The organism is Streptomyces sp. CB01881 (genome assembly GCF_002953255.1).
Lineage (GTDB): Bacteria > Actinomycetota > Actinomycetes > Streptomycetales > Streptomycetaceae > Kitasatospora.
The window spans coordinates 4,990,444-5,006,448 of record NZ_CP026498.1 but is presented as its reverse complement, the minus strand read 5'-3'; the positions used below and the strand labels follow the sequence as shown (position 1 = coordinate 5,006,448).

Here is a 16,005-nt window from a genome sequence, read left to right as displayed (position 1 = left end):
GCCGCACAGTACGGCTCGGGACAACGCGGGGCGCCCGCCCATGGCGCCGCGGGCCGGGCCTGCGCCATCGTGGCACCGTCACGGGACTCTTGTGCCCGCACCCAGGCCCGCCCGGCGGGCAGCACGGCGCCCGCCCGCGCGGGCGGACGCGAACGAGGGAGCCAACATGACCGTCGCCACCCCCGCCGGCAGCGCCCCGGCCGAGCCCGGCGCGAGGCCCGAACTGGACGCGCTGCTCGCCGAGTTGGCCGACGGCGAGCGCCGGTGGGCAGCGACCCCGCTCACCGGGCGGGTCACCCTGCTCGGCCGCGTCCACGCCGCCGTCGCCGCCGAGGCACAGGCCTGGGTGCGGACGGCGAGCCGGATCAAGCTGCTGGCGGACGACTCCCCGCTGACCGGTGAGGAGTGGATGTCCGGCCCGTACGCCCTGCTGACCTCCCTCGACGCGCTCGCCCGCTCGCTGCGGGCGGTCGCGGCGGGCCGCAGCCCGCTGGACGGCGCGCGGTTCGGCCGGGCGCCCGGCGGGCGGGTGACCGTTCCCGTCCTGCCGCTCACCGCCCACGACCGGCTGCTGCTGAACGGCTTCACCGCCGAGGTGTGGATGCCGCCCGGCACGGATGCGGAGACCGTACGCCGCCGGGCCGGCCTCGGCGCGCTCGACCCGCAGCGGACCGGCGGCGTCGGCCTCGTCCTCGGCGCCGGCAACATCACCTCCATCGCGCCGCTGGACGTGCTGTACGAGCTGATCGCCCACAACCGGGTCGTCCTGCTGAAGCTCAACCCCGTCCTCGGCGACCTGGAGCCCGTCTACCGGCGCGCGCTCGCCCCGCTGATCGAGTACGGCGTGCTGCGCATCGTCTCCGGCGGCGGGGACGTCGGCGGCTACCTCGCCCACCATCCCGGCGTCGCGCACGTCCACATCACCGGCAGCCTCGCCACCCACGACGTGGTGGCCTTCGGGCCGGGGGAGGAGGGCAGGGCGCGCAAGGCCGCCGGGACACCGCTCCTCACCAAGCCGATGACCAGCGAACTCGGCGGCGTCTCCCCGGTCATCGTGGTCCCCGGCGAGTGGAGCGAGGCCGACCTGCGCTACCAGGCCGAGCACATCGCCACCCAGCGCCTGCACAACAGCGGCCACAACTGCATCGCCACGCAGCTGGTGCTGCTCGGCGAGGACTGGCCGCAGCGCGAGACCTTCCTCCGGCTGCTCCGCACGGCGCTGGAGCGGCTCCCGGCACGGCCCGCCTGGTACCCGGGCAGCGCCCAGCGGCTGGCCGACGCGGCGGCGAGCCACCCGGGCGCCGAGTGGCAGGGCGCCGAGGGCTCCCGTCTGCTGGTCGACCTCGGCGACGGCCGGGACGCGGCGACGCTGGAGACCACCGAGTACTTCGCGCCGGTGCTCGGCGTGCTCACCCTGCCCGGGACGGGCGCCGAATTCCTCGACCGGGCGGTCGAGACCGCCAACCGCGATCTGGTCGGCACCCTCGGCGCCAACATCCTGGTCGACCCGGCGACGCTCAGGCGCCTCGGCCCGGCCTTCGACGACGCGCTCGCCGCGCTGCGGTACGGCACGATCGCCGTCAACGCCTGGACGGCGCTCGGCTTCCTCACCGCGACCGCCCCGTGGGGCGCCTACCCCGGGCACACGGTGGACGACGCGCAGAGCGGGATCGGCGTCGTCCACAACGCGCTGCTGATCGACGGGCCGGAGCGGACGGTCGTCCGGGGACCGTTCCGGCCGTTCCCGCGGTCGGTGGCGGGCGGCGAGTGGGCGCTCTTCCCGAAGCCGCCGTGGTTCGTCACGGCCCGCAGCGCGGCGCTGACCGGACGTCGGCTCACCCGGTTCGCGGCCCGGCCCTCGTGGGCGCGGATGCCGGGTGTCTTCGCGGCGGCCTTCCGGGCCTGACCACCGGGCCCCCTGGCCGCGGAGCCCGGGGCCGCGGGGTCCGGGGCTCCTAGGGCTGCGCTTCCCGGGACTGCGGTTCCTTGGACTGCGGTTCCTTGGACTGGGGCTGGGACTGCGGCAGTTCCTGTTCGGCCCAGATGGTCTTGCCGTGGCGGGTGTAGCGGCTGCCCCAGCGGTCGGTGAGCTGGGCGACCAGGTAGAGGCCGCGGCCGCCCTCGTCGGTGAGGCGGGCCCGGCGCATCCTGGGCTGGGTCGCGCTGGGGTCGGAGACCTCGCAGGTCAGGCGCTCGGCGAGGATCAGCCGGACCTCGACCGGGCCGCCCGCGTAGCGGATCGCGTTGGTGACCAGCTCGCTGAGCACCAGCTCGGTGGTGAAGACCAGGTCCTCCAGCCCCCAGGCGCGCAGCTGCTCCGCCGTGCGCTCGCGGACGAGGGCGACGGCGGCGGGGTCGGGGTCCACCGGCCAGACGGCGGTGGCCCCCGGCGGCACCGCGCGGGTGCGGGCCAGCAGCAGGGTGACGTCGTCGCCGCGCAGGTCCGCGGGACGGCCGGCGACGAGGGTCCGGCCGAGCTCGGGCAGCGGCGTGGTGGTGACGCCGGGCAGGGCGAGCCGGCGGCGGAGCTCGGCCATGCCGTCGTCGAGGTCGCCGCCGCGGCCGTGGATCAGGCCGTCGGTGTAGAGCGCCAGGATGCTGCCGGGGGCCAGTTCGACCTCCGTCACCTCGAACGGCAGGCCGCCGACGCCCAGCGGCGGGCCCGGCTGCACGGGCACGTACTCGACGGTGCCGTCCGGGGCGGCGACGGCCGGCGGCGGGTGGCCGGCGGAGGCGATCGCGCACCGCCGGGACACCGGGTCGTAGACCGCGTACACGCAGGTCGCGCCGGAGGCGACGGCGCGGCGCGGGGCGGGCCACCCCTCGTCCTCCGGGCGGCCGTCCGTCCGGCCGTCCGCCCGGTCGCCGGGTTGGCCACCGGGCTCGTCGGCCTCGACCAGCAGCCGGGAGACCAGGTCGTCGAGGTGGACGAGCAGCTCGTCCGGCTCCAGGTCCAGGTCGGCGAGGGTGCGGACGGCGGTGCGCAGGCGCCCCATGGTGGCGCTGGCCTCCAGCCCGTGCCCGACCACGTCCCCGGTGACCAGCGCGACCCGGGCGGAGGAGAGCGGGATCACGTCGAACCAGTCGCCGCCGACGCCGGTGGCGGTGTCGGTCGGCAGGTAGACGCTGGAGGCGCTGACGGCGGCGGTCTCCGCCTGCGACGGCGGCAGCAGGCTGCGTTGCAGCCCGACGGCGGCCCGGCGCTCGCGGGTGTAGCGGCGCGCGTTGTCCAGGGCGAGGGCGGCCCGGGCGGCGATCTCGCGCAGCAGGTCCAGGTCGGCCGGCTCGTACGGCGGGCGGCCGGGTGCCCGCCGGACGGTCACCCGGCCGAGCAGGGCCCCGCGGGCCCGGAGCGGGGCGGTCATCGCGGTGGGGGAGAGGGCGGCGGGGGAGGCGGTGGCGGCTTCGGTGGTCGGGACCGTGACGGACTCGCCGACGGCGTCGGCGGCGTCGGCGGCGGGGCCGGCAGCGGGCGGGCCGGTCCCGGGCCCCGCGGCGACGGCGGTCCGGCGCAGCCACAGCCGGCCGTCCCGGTCGGGGGTCGGCTCCTCGCCGGTGAACACCGCCTCGGCGACCTCGACCACCGCCAGGTCGGCCAGCCCGGGCGCGAGGACGGCGGCGAGCTCCTCGGCGGTGCCGGTCACGGAGAGCGAGCCGCCGACGGCCGCGGTGGCCCGGTGCAGCACGGCCAGGCGTTCGCCCGAGCGGTGGAGTTCGGTGACGTCGGTGAAGAGCGCGGTGACGCCGATCGCGTGCCCGTCGGGGGCCTGCAGCCGGAACGCGGAGACCGCCATCACCGCGCCGGTGCCCGGATTGTCGATCGTCCGGACGAGCTCCTCGGTCAGCACCAGCGGCCGGCCGGTCTCCAGCACGTCGTGGAGGTGGCGTTCGACCGTCGCCGCGTCGTCGGGCTGGAGGAAGTCGCCGAGGCGGTGGCCGTTCAGGTTCGGCGGGAGGCCGGTGTAGGGGAGCAGGTGGGTGTTGGTCCTGATCAGCCGCAGCCGCTCGTCGAAGACGGCGAGGCCGACGCGGTCCTGGAGGAACAGCTCCCGGGTGAACGCCTGGTCCTGCCGCCACTGGGCGACCAGACCGGCGGGGGCGGCGAGGACGAAGTAGCGGGAGGCGGGAGCGGGGGCGCCCTCCCCGCCGTCCGCGAGCGGCAGCACCTGGAAGACGATCCCCAGCTCCTCGCCCCGCCCCGAGCGCACCACGGCCCGGCCGGACCAGGCGTCCGGTGCCCGCTCCGCCAGCAGGGCGGGCCAGGTGGCCGGATCGGCGAGCAGCTCCCGGACGCGCCGGCCGCATGCCTGGTCGGCGCGCAGGGAGAGCAGCTGCTCGGCCTCCGGCGTCCAGCGGATGATCCTGCCGTCCGCGTCGAGCAGGGCCCCGGCCGCGCTGTCGACGAAGGGGAACCGCCGGCTGTCCATGCGCACCTCGGATGTGTTCTCGCCACGTCGGCCGTCGACCGGCCGCTCACGTCCGCCTCCGCCATCATCCCTCGGCCGCCAGGACTCGGCCGGGCAGGGGCACGCGCGGATGCGTGACGCGCGGGGTGCGGGGTGCGTGGGCGGGGCGGGCGCGTACCGGCGGATGCGCGGGGGCTTCTCGCTCCGGGGCTCTTATTGTACTCTCCGTCTAATAAGCGGGAACGGCGGGAAGCCCGCGCAGGGCATGCACCTGGAGGCAGTCATGACCCGGACCGGCGCGACCGGCGCGGCGGCAGGAATCCACGGCCACACCGAGGCCGACGACGACGTCTCGAAGCGGCTGCTCGACTCGGCCGCGACCCTCTCCTACGACCCGGCGACCGAGATCGACTGGGACGCCCCGCTCCCCGCGGGCGACTACGGGCTCAACGCCGAGTGGAGCACCCTCTACGGCACCCGGCTCTGGGACGAGATGACCGAGGAGCAGCGGGTCACCCTGACCCGGCACGAGGTCTGCTCGATCATGACCACCGGCATCTGGTTCGAGATGATCCTCCAGCAGATGGTGCTGCGCGACCAGTACCTCAAGAACCCGGCCGGCGCCGAGTTCCGCTTCGCCCTCACCGAGATCGCCGACGAGTGCCGGCACTCGATCATGTTCGCCCGCGCCTGCGAGAAGATGGGCGTCCCCCAGTACCGGCCGAACCCGGTGATCGCCCAGGCCGGCCGCCTCTTCAAGGCCACCGCCCGGGGCGAACTCGCCTACGGCGGCATCCTGGTCGCCGAGGAGGTGCTCGACGTCATGCAGCGCGACTGGATGCGCGGCGGGAACGTCCTCGACATCGTCCGCGGCACCTCCCGGATCCACGTGGTCGAGGAGTCCCGGCACATGAAGTTCGCCCGCCAGCAGATCCGCGAGCGGATGCGCGGGGCCTCGCCCGCGCGCCGGCGGGCCGCCGCGACGGGGATCGCCGCCGGGGCCTACGTCATCGTCAGCAGCATGGTGCACCCCGGCGTCTACACGGCCGCCGGGCTCGACCGCGAGCGGGCCGTCGCCGAGGTGCGCGCCAACGAGCACCGCAAGGCGATGATGCGCACCAGCTCGCGCCACCTGATGGCCTTCCTCGCCGAGTGCGGCCTGCTCACCAAGGCCTCCGCGGCGGTCTACCGCCGCGTCCACATGCTCTGACCCCCCGCCGTACCGGCCCCCCGACCCCCACGCAGCGAGGACCACTCCCGGCCATGGCCTACGCGATCACCCAGACCTGCTGCAACGACGCGTCCTGCGTCTCCGTCTGCCCGGTCAACTGCATCCACCCCACCCCCGGGGAACCGGACTTCGGCAGCACCGACATGCTGTACATCGACCCGGCCGCCTGCATCGACTGCGGCGCCTGCGCCGACGCCTGCCCGGTCGACGCCGTCCACCCCGTCGACCGGCTCGCCGGGCCCGACGCCGTCTTCGGCGACCTCAACCGCGACTACTACCGCGACCACCCCAGCGACCACGCCTGGGGAGCGCCGACCTTCCCCCGCAGCCTGCCGGGCGGCCTCGGCACGCCGCGCATCGCCATCGTCGGCACCGGCCCCTCCGCGGGCTACACCGCCCAGTCGCTGCTGCGCACCACCGGCGCCGAGATCACCATGATCGACCGCCTGCCGGTCGCCGGCGGACTGCTCCGGCACGGCGTCGCCCCCGACCACCAGGCCACCAAGCGGATCGCCGAGAGCTTCGCGTCCGTCTTCCACCACCCGCGCCTGACCGTCCACCTCAACGTCGAGATCGGCCGCGACCTCACCCACGCCGAACTCGCCGCCCACCACCACGCGGTGGTCTACGCCGTCGGTGCCGCCGCCGACCGCCGGCTCGGCCTGCCCGGCGAGGACCTCCCCGGCAGCCTGCCCGCCACCACCCTCGTCGGCTGGTACAACGCCGACCCCACCGTGCCCGCCGACGCCGTCGACCTCACCGCCGAACGCGTCGTCGTCATCGGCAACGGCAACGTCGCCGTCGACGTCGCCCGGATCCTCCTCCTCGACCCCGGGCAGCTCGCCGCCACCGACATCGCCGACCACGCCCTCGCCGCCCTGCGCGGCAGCCGGGTGCGCGAGGTCGTGCTGCTCGCCCGGCGCGGCCCGGAGGACGCCGCCTGGACGCGGCCCGAGTTCCTCGCCCTGCGGCACCTGCCCGGTGTCGACCTCGTCGTCGAGGACCACCCGGACGTCCGGGCCGCCGTCGACGCCGCCGCGCCCGGCTCCAAGGCCGCGCTGCTCGCGGGACTTCCGATGGAGACCGTCGACACCGCGCGGCCGCCGCGCCCCGGCCGGCGGATCGTGCTGCGCTTCCTCACCACGCCCACCGCGCTGGCCGGCGACGACCGCGTGACGGGCGTCGAGGCGGGCGGCACGGTGATCGAGGCCGGCCTGGTCGTGCGGTCCATCGGCTACCGCGGTGTGCCCGTGCCCGGCCTCCCCTTCGACCGGGACGCCGCCGCCCTCCCGAGCCGTGACGGCCGCGTCCTCGACCCGGCCACCGGCCGGCCGCTGCCCGGCACCTACGTCGTCGGCTGGGCCAAGCGCGGCCCCTCCGGCGGCATCGGCGCCAACCGGGCCTGTGCCCAGCAGACCGTCGACGCCTTCCTCGACGACGCCGTCGCCGGCGCCCTCCCCGAGCCGACCGGCACCGCCAGGGACTTCGCCCGCCTCGTCCGCACCCGCCGCCCGGACTCCCTCGGGCTCAAGCAGCTCCGCGCCATCGACCGCACCGAACGCACCCTCGGCGAGGCCGCCGGCCGCCCCCGCGTCAAGTTCGCCACCGTGCCCGAGCTGCTGGCCGCGGCACGCCGCTGACCTGCCGGGCGTCCCGGCGGACCGACGGACCGACGGACCGACGGACCGACGGACCGACGGACCGACGGACCGACGGGCCGGTGCACGGCCGGGGTGGTGACGTGCACTCCGGTCGTGCCGGGCGGGGCGGCCGTTGTCCCGGCGGACCGGCGCGGCCTCAACGGCCCAGGACCGCGCCACCGTTGAGGCCGATGATCTGGCCGGTCAGGTAGCCCGCGCGGGGCGAGGCCAGGTAGGAGACGGCGGCGGCGACGTCCTCGGGGGTGCCGGCGCGGCCGACCAGGGTGGCGGCGACCTTGCCGGCGTGGAACTCCTCGCTCCAGTCGGCGCCGAAGATCTCGGTGTCCGCGACGTAGCCCGGCGCGAGGACGTTGACGGTGATCCCGTCCGGCCCGAACTGGCGGGCCAGGCCGAACGCCCAGCCGTGCAGGGCGGCCTTGGCGGCCGCGTACGAGCCGGCCGAGTGGGGGCCGGCGCCGCCGCGCTGGGCGGCCGCGGAGCTGATCAGGATCAGCCGGCCGCCGGGGCGCCGGAGGTGGCCGGCCAGTGCGGTGGTGAGCAGGACGGCGGTCAGCAGGTTGGTGTCCAGGTCGCGCCGCCAGGCCTCGGCGAGCGCCGCCAGGCCGGCGTCGGCGGGCGGGGTGATCACCGCGCCCGCGTTGTTGACGAGCACGTCCACCGGCCCCAGTGCCGCGATCTCCTCGGCGGCCCGCTCCACCTCGGCGGCCACGGTCAGGTCGGCCGCGACCGGCACCACGCCCGCACCGATCGCGGCGGCCGTGTGCGCCAGCACCTCGGCCCGCCGGCCGAGGATCGCCACCCGGTAGCCCTCCCCGGCGAGTTCGGCGGCGATCGCCCGCCCGATCCCCGTCCCACCCCCGGACACCACCGCGGTCCGCTGCCGTTCCATCGCGCCCCCTCGAAGAGTTCTCCCTCCGGCGATGCTACCGAGCAGTAACATCCCGTGCGGGTGCGGGTGCGGGTGCGGGTGCGGGTGCGGGTGCGGGTGCGGGTGCGGGCCGAGGTCGGGGGCGGGCCTCGCCGCCGGCCCCGTCTCCGTGGTGGCCGGCGTCGTGCCCCGGGTGCCCCCGGTCGCGACGCCGATGTGGGGATCGGCGCCGTGACCCCGTGCGGGACCCCGGCCCCCGCGGCCGACGCCGTGACCCCCGTGCAGGGCGTCGGCCCCGACGCCACCGGGCAGGACGAGCAGCCGGTACCCGGTGACCACCATCGGTGCGAAGGAGGGGAACGCCGCCGGGAAGCCCGGCCCGGCCTCGACGATCCCCCCGCCGGGCCACGCCCCCTGCCTGCTCCCGTGGCGCCCCCTCCGGCGCGCCACGGTGATCGTGACAGCCCGGAGCCGGTTCGCACATTGCCAGGATCCGGCAGTCTTGACGCCGTCTTGGCACCCTGGAACACGCGGCGGCGCCGGTGCGGGCCGTCGGTCAGAGCACCTGTTCGGGCCAGTTCAGCAGCCGCGCGCCCATCGCGGCGGTCTCCAGGGTGTAGCGGTGCAGCGCGTCCGCCGGGTCGTAGCCGGTCAGCGCACGGATCCGCTCCAGCCGGTAGCCGAGCGTCCGCACGCTCAGGCCCAGCCGGCGGGCCGCCTCCGCGTTCACGTACCCGGTCTCGGCCTGCACCGCGATGGTGTCCAGCAGCGGCCGGGCGCCGCCCCTGGCCGCGGTCAGCGGGCCCAGCACATTGCGCACCAGGTCGGCCATGGCCTCCCGGTCGCGCATCAGCACCGGGAAGACCAGCAGCTCCTCCGCCTTCAACCGCTGTGCGGGCAGCGCCAGCCGCTCCGCGTAGTCCAGCGCGCCCAGCGCCTCCTCGTAGCTGTGCACCACGCCGCCCGCGCCCGAGTGCCGGCGGCCGGTCGCCACCCGCAGCACCGGCCGGTAGCCCTGGCCCGGACGCAGCGCCAGGTCGGCGAAGGCCTCCAGCACCGCGCGGTCGCAGTCGGGCGCGATGCAGACCAGCCGGCCGTCCTTGGTCGCCAGTAGCACGTCCCGGTCGCCGAACCGGCCCACCAGCTCCCGCTCCACCCGGTGCACCAGCGGGTGGACATCCGCGTAGGGCACGTCGCCGACCGCCACCGCGACGGAGTACCCGCCGGCCAGCCGCAGCCCGAACCGCTCGGCGTGCTCGGCGAGCAGGCCGAGGTCGCTGCGCCCGTACAGCAGGTCGTCGATGAACTCCCGCCGCGCCGCCTCCTCCTGGCGCACCGCCGTCCGCTGCGCCCGCTCGTGCCCCTCGCCCAGCGCGGCGAGCGCCGCCTCGGTCGCGGCGAGCACGGCGTCACCGGTGCGGCGCAGGTCGGCGACGGTCACGGCGGCGGTGATCCCGGGCAGCGTCCGCCAGGCCTGCCGGGTGGCGGCCAGGCAGTGCGCCGCCATCCGCTGCAGCCCGTGGCCGGTCTCCGCCCCGCGCTCGCCGAGCGTCCGCAGGCTCTCCAACTCGCTGCGGCGGAGCAGTCGTCCGGTCCGGGAGACGTCGCCGAGCAGGTCGAGGTAGCGCCGGCTCAGCTCGGCGGGTACGTCGGGTGAGCCGGAGATGTCCTGATCGATTCCAGCCGTCATGCCGCTCTGCTCCGCCCCCGAAACAACCCGCCGTGCGGGTTCCGGGGCCGAATTTTACCGGACCCCTCACGGCCCGCACGGGGCGGCCACCCGCTCTGCGCCGGGCCTTCGGCCGGCCGTGCGCCGCGCCGCCGGCTCCGGCACCCGCGGCGGAAAACCGTTCGCCCCGGGCGGTGGCCGGCGGGCACGGTGGACCCCGTGCAGCAGCCGAGCCTCCGTGAGATCCGTGCCGACCACGACGCCTCCACCATCGTCGTGTACCAGGCCTACGCCCCGGCCGTGGCCGGTCCGACGGTGGCGGCGGGCCGCTTCGTGCCGCCGTTCTCCTTCGGGCGGATGACGTGGATCAAGCCGTCCTTCCGCTGGCTCATGCACCGCAGCAACTGGGCGCAGAAGCCCGGCCAGGAGCGCGTCCTCGCCGTCCGGATCACCCGTGCGGGCTGGGAGGAGGCGCTCTCCCGCGCCGTCCTGACCACCGCCGACCCGGCCGCCGTCGCCCGCGCCGAGGTCCACGTGCAGTGGGACCCCGAGCGGTCCCTGCGCGGCGCCGCGCTGAACCACTACAGCATCCAGGTCGGCGTCGGCCGCTCGCTGATCCGCGCCTACGCCGAGGAGTGGATCACCGGGATCACCGACCTCACCCCGCAGGTCCGGAAGATCGCCGCCCTGGTGCAGAACGGCCAGACGGCCAAGGCCCAGCGCCTCCTCCCGCCGGAGCGGCCCTACCCGCTGCCGGCGGAGCTGGCCCGACGGCTCGCCTGACGCCCGTCCGGGTCACCCGTCCGAGGCACGGACGAGGGCCTTGCCGTAGACGGACGAGCTGCGCCGCACCGTCATCCCCACCCGCTGGTACAGCGACAGCGCGCCCGTCTCCGAGTGCGTCCACAGTGTGCACGCCTGCCGCCCGCGCCGGTGGAACGCGTGGAAGGCCTCGTGCAGCAGCGTCCGGGCGATCCCCCGGTTGCGGTGGTCCCGCCGTACCGCGACCCGCTCGACGTAGCCCTCGCCGGTGTGCGGCAGGTCCAGCGACAGCACCGCGCCGACCATCTCGCCGCCCGCGAACGCCACCGGCGAGAGCGCGGGAGCGAAGGTGTCCCGCTCGACGGTGTGCAGCGCCCACTCCTCGTAGGGTTTGCGCCGCTGCTGCCACTCGTCGAAGGCGTCCTCGGTCAGCTGGTACGCGGCGCGCTCGTCCCCGGGCCGGAACGGCCGCACGGTGACGCCGTCCGGCGGGGCGGGCACCCCGCCCGCGGCGGGCAGCGCGATCTCCAGCAGCCACTCGGTGACGAACGGCTCGTAGCCGCGCGAGCGCAGCAGCCCGGCGGCCGCCCGGTCGCCGTCCGGCAGGGTCTGCGAGAGCCGCTCGCCGCCGGCCTCCCGGGCCCGCGCCTCGGCCCAGTCGAGCAGTGCGGCGCCCAACCCCCCGCCGCGGTGGGCCGGGTGGACGTCCACCTTGCTCCGGCGTCCGTGCACCCACGCGCGCCCGACGACCCGGCCCGCCGCGTCCTCGACCAGCAGGGTGTCGCGCGCCGGGTCCAGTCCGGGCAGTTCGAGGTCGGCGGCCACGGCGTCGAGGCCGCCCTCGGGCGCGCTGTCGAGGCCGCCGGGCAGCTCCCGCGCCCGCGCGGTGATCAGCCGATGGATCGCCGGGGCATCGGCGGCGGTCGCCGGCCGCGTCCGGTACCGGGCCGGGAGGGAGGGCAGAGGGGGACGAGGCATGACGCGACTCTGCGCCACCGGGGCCCGCGCCGTCCACCGGATTGCCCGGGCCGCTCACGCGGGAACCGGACCTTCACCGGGCCCAGCGGGGGCACCCGGGTGCGGCGGATCGTCACCCGAGGGTGGGGTGACAGGCGTCAGTGGACGACCGGGTGCGAGATCTCGCAGCCGCCCGCGACCAGGCGTCGGCCGGGAAGACCAGCGTAGGGCCATCCGGATCCTTCGAGTCCCAGTTGGGGAGGACGCCGGAGAAGCCGCCGGCAACCTCGACGCAGTTGCCCTGCTCGGCGCTGAACTTGCTCTTTCGCCACTCGGCGTAGCTCAGCTCTGACCAACCCGGCATCCCGTCCGAAGGGAGGTTGCGAAGGGGAGGTCACGCCGGCCGGGCCGGCTTCTCGTGCATCGGTGCCACCACCGTGGCGGCCAGCGGGGAACGCCACCGCCACCCCGGAGCCGCTGAACACGCCCGCCGCTAGCACCGCCAGCACTCCGGCCGCCGACGGTGACCAGCCGCGCTCGTCCACCAGGAAGACCAGGGCGAACACCGACACCGTGAACTGCGGCACCACCAGCAGCGTCGCGGCCCCGTGCAGCCGCCACAACACCGGTGTCCGGTAGGGGTTCCCGGCCCGTCCGCCGACCGCGTCGCCACCGGCCCGGGCCGGATCGCGCACCGCGACGGCCACCAGCTGGGCCGCCCCCACGCTGAGCCCGCCCAGCACCGCCAGCGCCGTCGCCCGCCCGTACGCCGCGAGCGACGGAGGCGTCTGCCAGGCGGACGGCGAGCTGCGGACCCGGGCGGCGCCGGTCTCCGGCCCTCAGGGGTGGTAGAGCTCCTCGATGCGGAGGATCCGGCCTTGCGCGTCGAGCACCAGGTCGTACTTGTTCCCGTAGCAGCCGCAGGCGGCGAGCGCGGCGCAGGACAGCAGCGCGGCGGCGAGGAGCAGGCGGGAAGGCGTGGTCATGGCTCAAGTCCCCCGAGGCGTGGCCGGACAGCAGCATCCGCGAACACGCGGCGAAGGTCCCGCCGGTTCCCGTTCCCGCCGGGCGTGCGGGCCCGGCGGGAACGGGAGGTCGGGATGTGGCGGCTACGCCGCCACGCGCCGGGCCGGGTCGTACGCCTCCCGCACGCGGGCCTGCGCCGCCTCCCCGGCACCCAGGTGGTCGAGGCCCAGCAGCGCCGCCCCCAGGACCGGCGGTGCGACGACGACGCGCGGCTCCGCGAGCGGGGCGGCCGCGGCCAGCCGCGCCGTCAGGTTGTCGAGCAGCAGCGGCTGCCGGGAGGCGAGCACGCCGCCGCCGAGCACCACCGGCGTCGGCTCGTCCAGCAGGTCCAGCCGTCCGAGGGCGACGACCGCCAGCCGGGCGATCTCGTCGGCCTGCCGGTCGACCAGCTCCAGCGCGACGGCGTCCCCCGTCGCGGCGACCGCGAACAGCACCCGGGCGATCTCGTGCAGCCGGGCCCACGGCAGGTGTCCGAGGTGGATGGCCTCGGCCACCGCGCCGGTGCTCGGCAGGCCGAAGTGTTCGGCGATGGCCCGGGCGAGGGCGGTGGGCCCGCCGCGGCCGTCCTCGGCGCGGACGGCGTGCCACATGCTGCTGATGGCGAGGCCGCTGCCGCCGCCCCAGTCGCCGGTGAGCTCGCCGAGGGCCGGGAAGCGGGCGGTGCGGCCGTCGGGGAGCAGGCCGACGCAGTTGATCCCGGCGCCGCAGACGACGGCGACGCCGCGCGGGCCGTCGGTGCCGGCCCGGAGGAGGCCGAAGGTGTCGTTGGCGACGGTGTTGGTGACGCCCCAGGGGTGGGACTCCAGCGCGGTGCGCAGGGCCTCCTCCTCGACCGGGAGGTCGGCGTTGGCGAGACAGGCGCTGACGTGGGTGGTCAGGACGCCGCTGCGGAAGGAGAGTCCGGCCGCCGCGGCGGCCTCCTCGACCAGCGGGGCGAGGCCGGCGACCGCGGCCGCGCCGCCGACCTTCTGCGGGGCGAAGCCGCCGCCGCGGGCGGTGCCGTGGACGGTGCCGTCGGCGCCGATGAGGGCGACGTCGGTCTTGGAGTTGCCGGCGTCGATGGCGAGTACACCGGGCAGGAGTGGTTCGGGCTGGTGGGTCATGAGGTCCCCGCGGCTCGTACGTGGCCCGGCCGTTGTCCCCGGCCGGGGGTGGTGGGTCTCCTCGCGGTCCGGTCCGCCGGCGCCCGGGGGCGCGCGACGGACCGGACGGAAGGGGCGGGTCAGGCCCAGGCGAGGTGCTCGCGGTTGTGGGCGAGCAGCCGGTCCGTGAGCCGGTCGGCGAGTTCGATCTGGCCGACCAGCGGGTGGGCGAGCAGGGCGTCGAAGACGCGGTCGCGGCCGCCGTGCAGGGCGGCGTCCAGGGCGAGGTGCTCGTACGCGGTGACGGCCGCGATCAGGCCGGCGTAGAGCGGTTCGACGGGCCGCTGCGGCAGCGGGCGCACGCCGGCGGCGTCGACCTCGGCCGGGACCTCGATGACCGCGTCGTCGGGCAGGAAGGGCAGCACGCCGTCGTTGCGCGTGTTCACCACCTGCACGGACGTGCGGCCGTCCGTCCCCAGCAGGGCGGCGATGAGCTGCACCGCGGCTTCGGAGTAGAACGCGCCGCCGCGCTTGCCGAGCAGCTCGGGCTTGGTGTCGAGGGCGGGGTCGGCGTACATCTCCAGCAGCTGCCGCTCGATCTCGGCGACCTCGGCGGCCCGCGAGCCCTTGGCCTTCAGCTCCTCGACGACCACGTCGTGCTGGTAGAAGTACCGCAGGTAGTAGGACGGGACGACGCCGAGCCGCTCGATGACGTGCTGCGGCAGGCGGAGGTCGTCGGCGATCTCCTTGCCGAAGCCGGAGAGCAGCTCCGGCAGCACCTCCCGGCCGGTGGCGGAGCCCGGCGCGTCGAGCAGGGTGACGCCGCGCTCCCAGGTGAGGTGGTTGAGGCCGACGTGGTCGAGCCGGATCAGCTCCGGGTCGACGCCGAGGTGTCCGGCGAACCGCCGCTGGAGGCCGATGGCGACGTTGCAGAGCCCGACGGCCTTGTGGCCGGCCGCTCGGAGGGCGCGGGTGACGATGCCGACGGGGTTGGTGAAGTCGACGATCCAGGCGTCGGGGTTGGTGCGGCGGACCTTCTCGGCGATGTCCAGCACCACCGGGACGGTGCGCAGCGCCTTGGCCAGGCCGCCCGCGCCGGTGGTCTCCTGGCCGACGCAGCCGCACTCCAGCGGCCAGGTCTCGTCCTGGTTGCGGGCGGCCTGTCCGCCGACCCGCAGTTGCAGCAGCACCGCGTCGGCGTCGGCGACACCGGCCTCGACGTCGGTCGTGGTCGACACGACGGCCGGGTGGCCCTGCCGGGCGAAGATCCGCCGGGCCAGCCCGCCGATCAGCTCCAGCCGGTCGGTGGCCGGGTCGATCAGGACGAGCTCGGCGATCGGCAGCGTGTCGCGCAGCCGGGCGAATCCGTCGATCAGCTCCGGGGTGTACGTCGAACCGCCGCCCACGATGGCCAGCTTGAGTGCGGACATCAGCCCTTGACCCCTGTCAGTGTCACGCCTTCGATGAAGGCCTTCTGTGCGAAGAAGAAGAGGATGATCACCGGCGCCATCACCAGCAGGGTGGCGGCCATGGTGAGGTTCCAGTTGGTGTGGTGGGCGCCCTTGAAGGACTCCAGGCCGTAGGAGAGGGTCCAGGCGCCGGGGTTGTTGCTCGCGTAGATCTGCGGGCCGAAGTAGTCGTTCCAGGCGTAGAAGAACTGGAAGAGGGCGACGGCGGCGATGGCCGGCCTGGCCATCGGCAGCACGACCTTCAGCAGGGTGCGCAGGTCGCCGCAGCCGTCGATCCGCGCCGCCTCGATGTACTCCTTGGGGATGGTCATCAGGAACTGGCGGAGCAGGAAGATCGAGAAGGCGTCGCCGAAGGCCATCGGGATGATCAGCGGCCAGAGCGTGCCGGAGAGGTGCATCTGCTTCGACCAGAACAGGTACATCGGGATGATGGTGACCTGCTGCGGCAGCATCATCATCGCGATGACCGCCATCAGCGCCAGATTCCGGCCCCGGAAGCGGAACTTGGCGAGCGCGTAGGCCACCGGGAGGCTGGAGACGACGGTCAGGACGGTGCCGAGGCCGGCGTAGAGCAGGGTGTTGCGCCACCAGGTGAGGAACCCGGGGGTGTCCCAGACCTTGGCGTAGTTGCCCCATTCCCAGGAGGTGGGCCAGTACTCGGTGGTGAGCGCCTGGTTGTCCGTCATCACCGAGGTGAGGAAGGCGAAGACGAACGGCAGCAGGAAGAACAGCGTGGCGGCGATGGCCAGCGAGTGGACGGCCACCCAGTGGAGTGCGGCCCGCCGGCGGGCGTCCCGGGCGGCGGCGCTGCCGGACCCGCCGGACCTGCCGGAGGGGGCCTTGGCGAGCGTGGTGCTGAGAGTCATGATCGTGT

13 protein-coding genes are annotated in these 16,005 nt (G+C 75.6%); 4 read left to right on the top strand and 9 right to left on the bottom strand.

Translation table 11 applies throughout. The features are described 5' to 3' along the window. The first annotated feature begins 166 nt into the window (after positions 1-166). Positions 167-1,906, top strand: a complete 1,740-nt coding sequence (locus C2142_RS11775; RefSeq protein WP_148642596.1) for an aldehyde dehydrogenase family protein — start codon at positions 167-169, stop codon at positions 1,904-1,906. Positions 1,907-1,955: 49 nt separating this feature from the next. On the opposite strand, the gene C2142_RS41520 is transcribed toward C2142_RS11775, so the two are convergent. After that, complete coding sequence (locus C2142_RS41520) at positions 1,956-4,427, bottom strand: SpoIIE family protein phosphatase (RefSeq protein ID WP_148642595.1); 2,472 nt, start codon at positions 4,425-4,427, stop codon at positions 1,956-1,958. A gap of 262 nt (positions 4,428-4,689) precedes the next feature. Here C2142_RS41520 and C2142_RS11765 point away from each other — a divergent pair, with 262 nt between their 5' ends. Then, positions 4,690-5,616 (top strand): diiron oxygenase, encoded by a 927-nt coding sequence (locus C2142_RS11765; protein ID WP_148642594.1) that lies wholly within the window; start codon positions 4,690-4,692, stop codon positions 5,614-5,616. 53 nt (positions 5,617-5,669) lie between these two features. Next, a complete protein-coding gene (locus tag C2142_RS11760; protein ID WP_148642593.1) occupies positions 5,670-7,277 on the top strand; it encodes an FAD-dependent oxidoreductase in 1,608 nt (535 codons plus the stop codon). A gap of 157 nt (positions 7,278-7,434) precedes the next feature. Here the strand turns inward: C2142_RS11760 and C2142_RS11755 are convergent, their stop codons facing one another. Both C2142_RS11755 and C2142_RS11750 read right to left on the bottom strand, forming a co-directional pair. Further along, a complete protein-coding gene (locus tag C2142_RS11755) occupies positions 7,435-8,187 on the bottom strand; it encodes an SDR family oxidoreductase (RefSeq protein WP_174315634.1) in 753 nt (250 codons plus the stop codon). Between the two features lie 535 nt (positions 8,188-8,722). Next, positions 8,723-9,856 (bottom strand): helix-turn-helix domain-containing protein, encoded by a 1,134-nt coding sequence (locus tag C2142_RS11750; protein WP_148642590.1) that lies wholly within the window; start codon positions 9,854-9,856, stop codon positions 8,723-8,725. A gap of 198 nt (positions 9,857-10,054) precedes the next feature. On the opposite strand from C2142_RS11750, the gene C2142_RS11745 reads away from it, so the two are divergent. After that, positions 10,055-10,618 (top strand): DUF4291 domain-containing protein, encoded by a 564-nt coding sequence (locus C2142_RS11745; RefSeq protein WP_148642589.1) that lies wholly within the window; start codon positions 10,055-10,057, stop codon positions 10,616-10,618. A 12-nt stretch (positions 10,619-10,630) separates the two neighbouring features. Here C2142_RS11745 and C2142_RS11740 read toward each other — a convergent pair whose 3' ends face one another. The 6 genes from C2142_RS11740 to C2142_RS11715 form a co-directional block, all read right to left on the bottom strand. Further along, complete coding sequence (locus tag C2142_RS11740; protein ID WP_148642588.1) at positions 10,631-11,575, bottom strand: GNAT family N-acetyltransferase; 945 nt, start codon at positions 11,573-11,575, stop codon at positions 10,631-10,633. Positions 11,576-11,687: 112 nt separating this feature from the next. Next, positions 11,688-11,918 carry a DUF397 domain-containing protein gene (locus C2142_RS11735; protein ID WP_148644718.1) on the bottom strand — a complete coding sequence of 77 codons (231 nt, stop codon included), beginning with the start codon at positions 11,916-11,918 and terminating at the stop codon, positions 11,688-11,690. 475 nt (positions 11,919-12,393) lie between these two features. Continuing rightward, positions 12,394-12,540, bottom strand: coding sequence for a hypothetical protein (locus C2142_RS11730; RefSeq protein WP_153882774.1), 147 nt, complete (start codon positions 12,538-12,540; stop codon positions 12,394-12,396). 123 nt (positions 12,541-12,663) lie between these two features. Beyond that, positions 12,664-13,683 (bottom strand): BadF/BadG/BcrA/BcrD ATPase family protein, encoded by a 1,020-nt coding sequence (locus tag C2142_RS11725; protein ID WP_148642587.1) that lies wholly within the window; start codon positions 13,681-13,683, stop codon positions 12,664-12,666. A gap of 119 nt (positions 13,684-13,802) precedes the next feature. Continuing rightward, complete coding sequence (locus tag C2142_RS11720) at positions 13,803-15,092, bottom strand: 6-phospho-beta-glucosidase (protein WP_148642586.1); 1,290 nt, start codon at positions 15,090-15,092, stop codon at positions 13,803-13,805. Then, on the bottom strand, positions 15,092-15,997 hold the full coding sequence (locus C2142_RS11715; RefSeq protein ID WP_148642585.1) for a carbohydrate ABC transporter permease: 906 nt from the start codon (positions 15,995-15,997) through the stop codon (positions 15,092-15,094). The genes C2142_RS11720 and C2142_RS11715 overlap by 1 nt, the downstream gene beginning before the upstream one ends. Positions 15,998-16,005 lie beyond the last annotated feature (8 nt).

Excerpts from the sequence above, each read along its gene's own strand:
- C2142_RS11775 (WP_148642596.1), top strand. The coding sequence starts at position 167 with ATGACCGTCGCCACCCCCGCCGGCAGCGCCCCGGCCGAGCCCGGCGCG.
- C2142_RS41520 (WP_148642595.1), bottom strand. The coding sequence starts at position 4,427 with ATGGACAGCCGGCGGTTCCCCTTCGTCGACAGCGCGGCCGGGGCCCTG.
- C2142_RS11765 (WP_148642594.1), top strand. The coding sequence starts at position 4,690 with ATGACCCGGACCGGCGCGACCGGCGCGGCGGCAGGAATCCACGGCCAC.
- C2142_RS11760 (WP_148642593.1), top strand. The coding sequence starts at position 5,670 with ATGGCCTACGCGATCACCCAGACCTGCTGCAACGACGCGTCCTGCGTC.
- C2142_RS11755 (WP_174315634.1), bottom strand. The coding sequence starts at position 8,187 with ATGGAACGGCAGCGGACCGCGGTGGTGTCCGGGGGTGGGACGGGGATC.
- C2142_RS11750 (WP_148642590.1), bottom strand. The coding sequence starts at position 9,856 with ATGACGGCTGGAATCGATCAGGACATCTCCGGCTCACCCGACGTACCC.
- C2142_RS11740 (WP_148642588.1), bottom strand. The coding sequence starts at position 11,575 with ATGCCTCGTCCCCCTCTGCCCTCCCTCCCGGCCCGGTACCGGACGCGG.
- C2142_RS11735 (WP_148644718.1), bottom strand. The coding sequence starts at position 11,918 with ATGCCGGGTTGGTCAGAGCTGAGCTACGCCGAGTGGCGAAAGAGCAAG.
- C2142_RS11730 (WP_153882774.1), bottom strand. The coding sequence starts at position 12,540 with ATGACCACGCCTTCCCGCCTGCTCCTCGCCGCCGCGCTGCTGTCCTGC.
- C2142_RS11725 (WP_148642587.1), bottom strand. The coding sequence starts at position 13,683 with ATGACCCACCAGCCCGAACCACTCCTGCCCGGTGTACTCGCCATCGAC.
- C2142_RS11720 (WP_148642586.1), bottom strand. The coding sequence starts at position 15,092 with ATGTCCGCACTCAAGCTGGCCATCGTGGGCGGCGGTTCGACGTACACC.
- C2142_RS11715 (WP_148642585.1), bottom strand. The coding sequence starts at position 15,997 with ATGACTCTCAGCACCACGCTCGCCAAGGCCCCCTCCGGCAGGTCCGGC.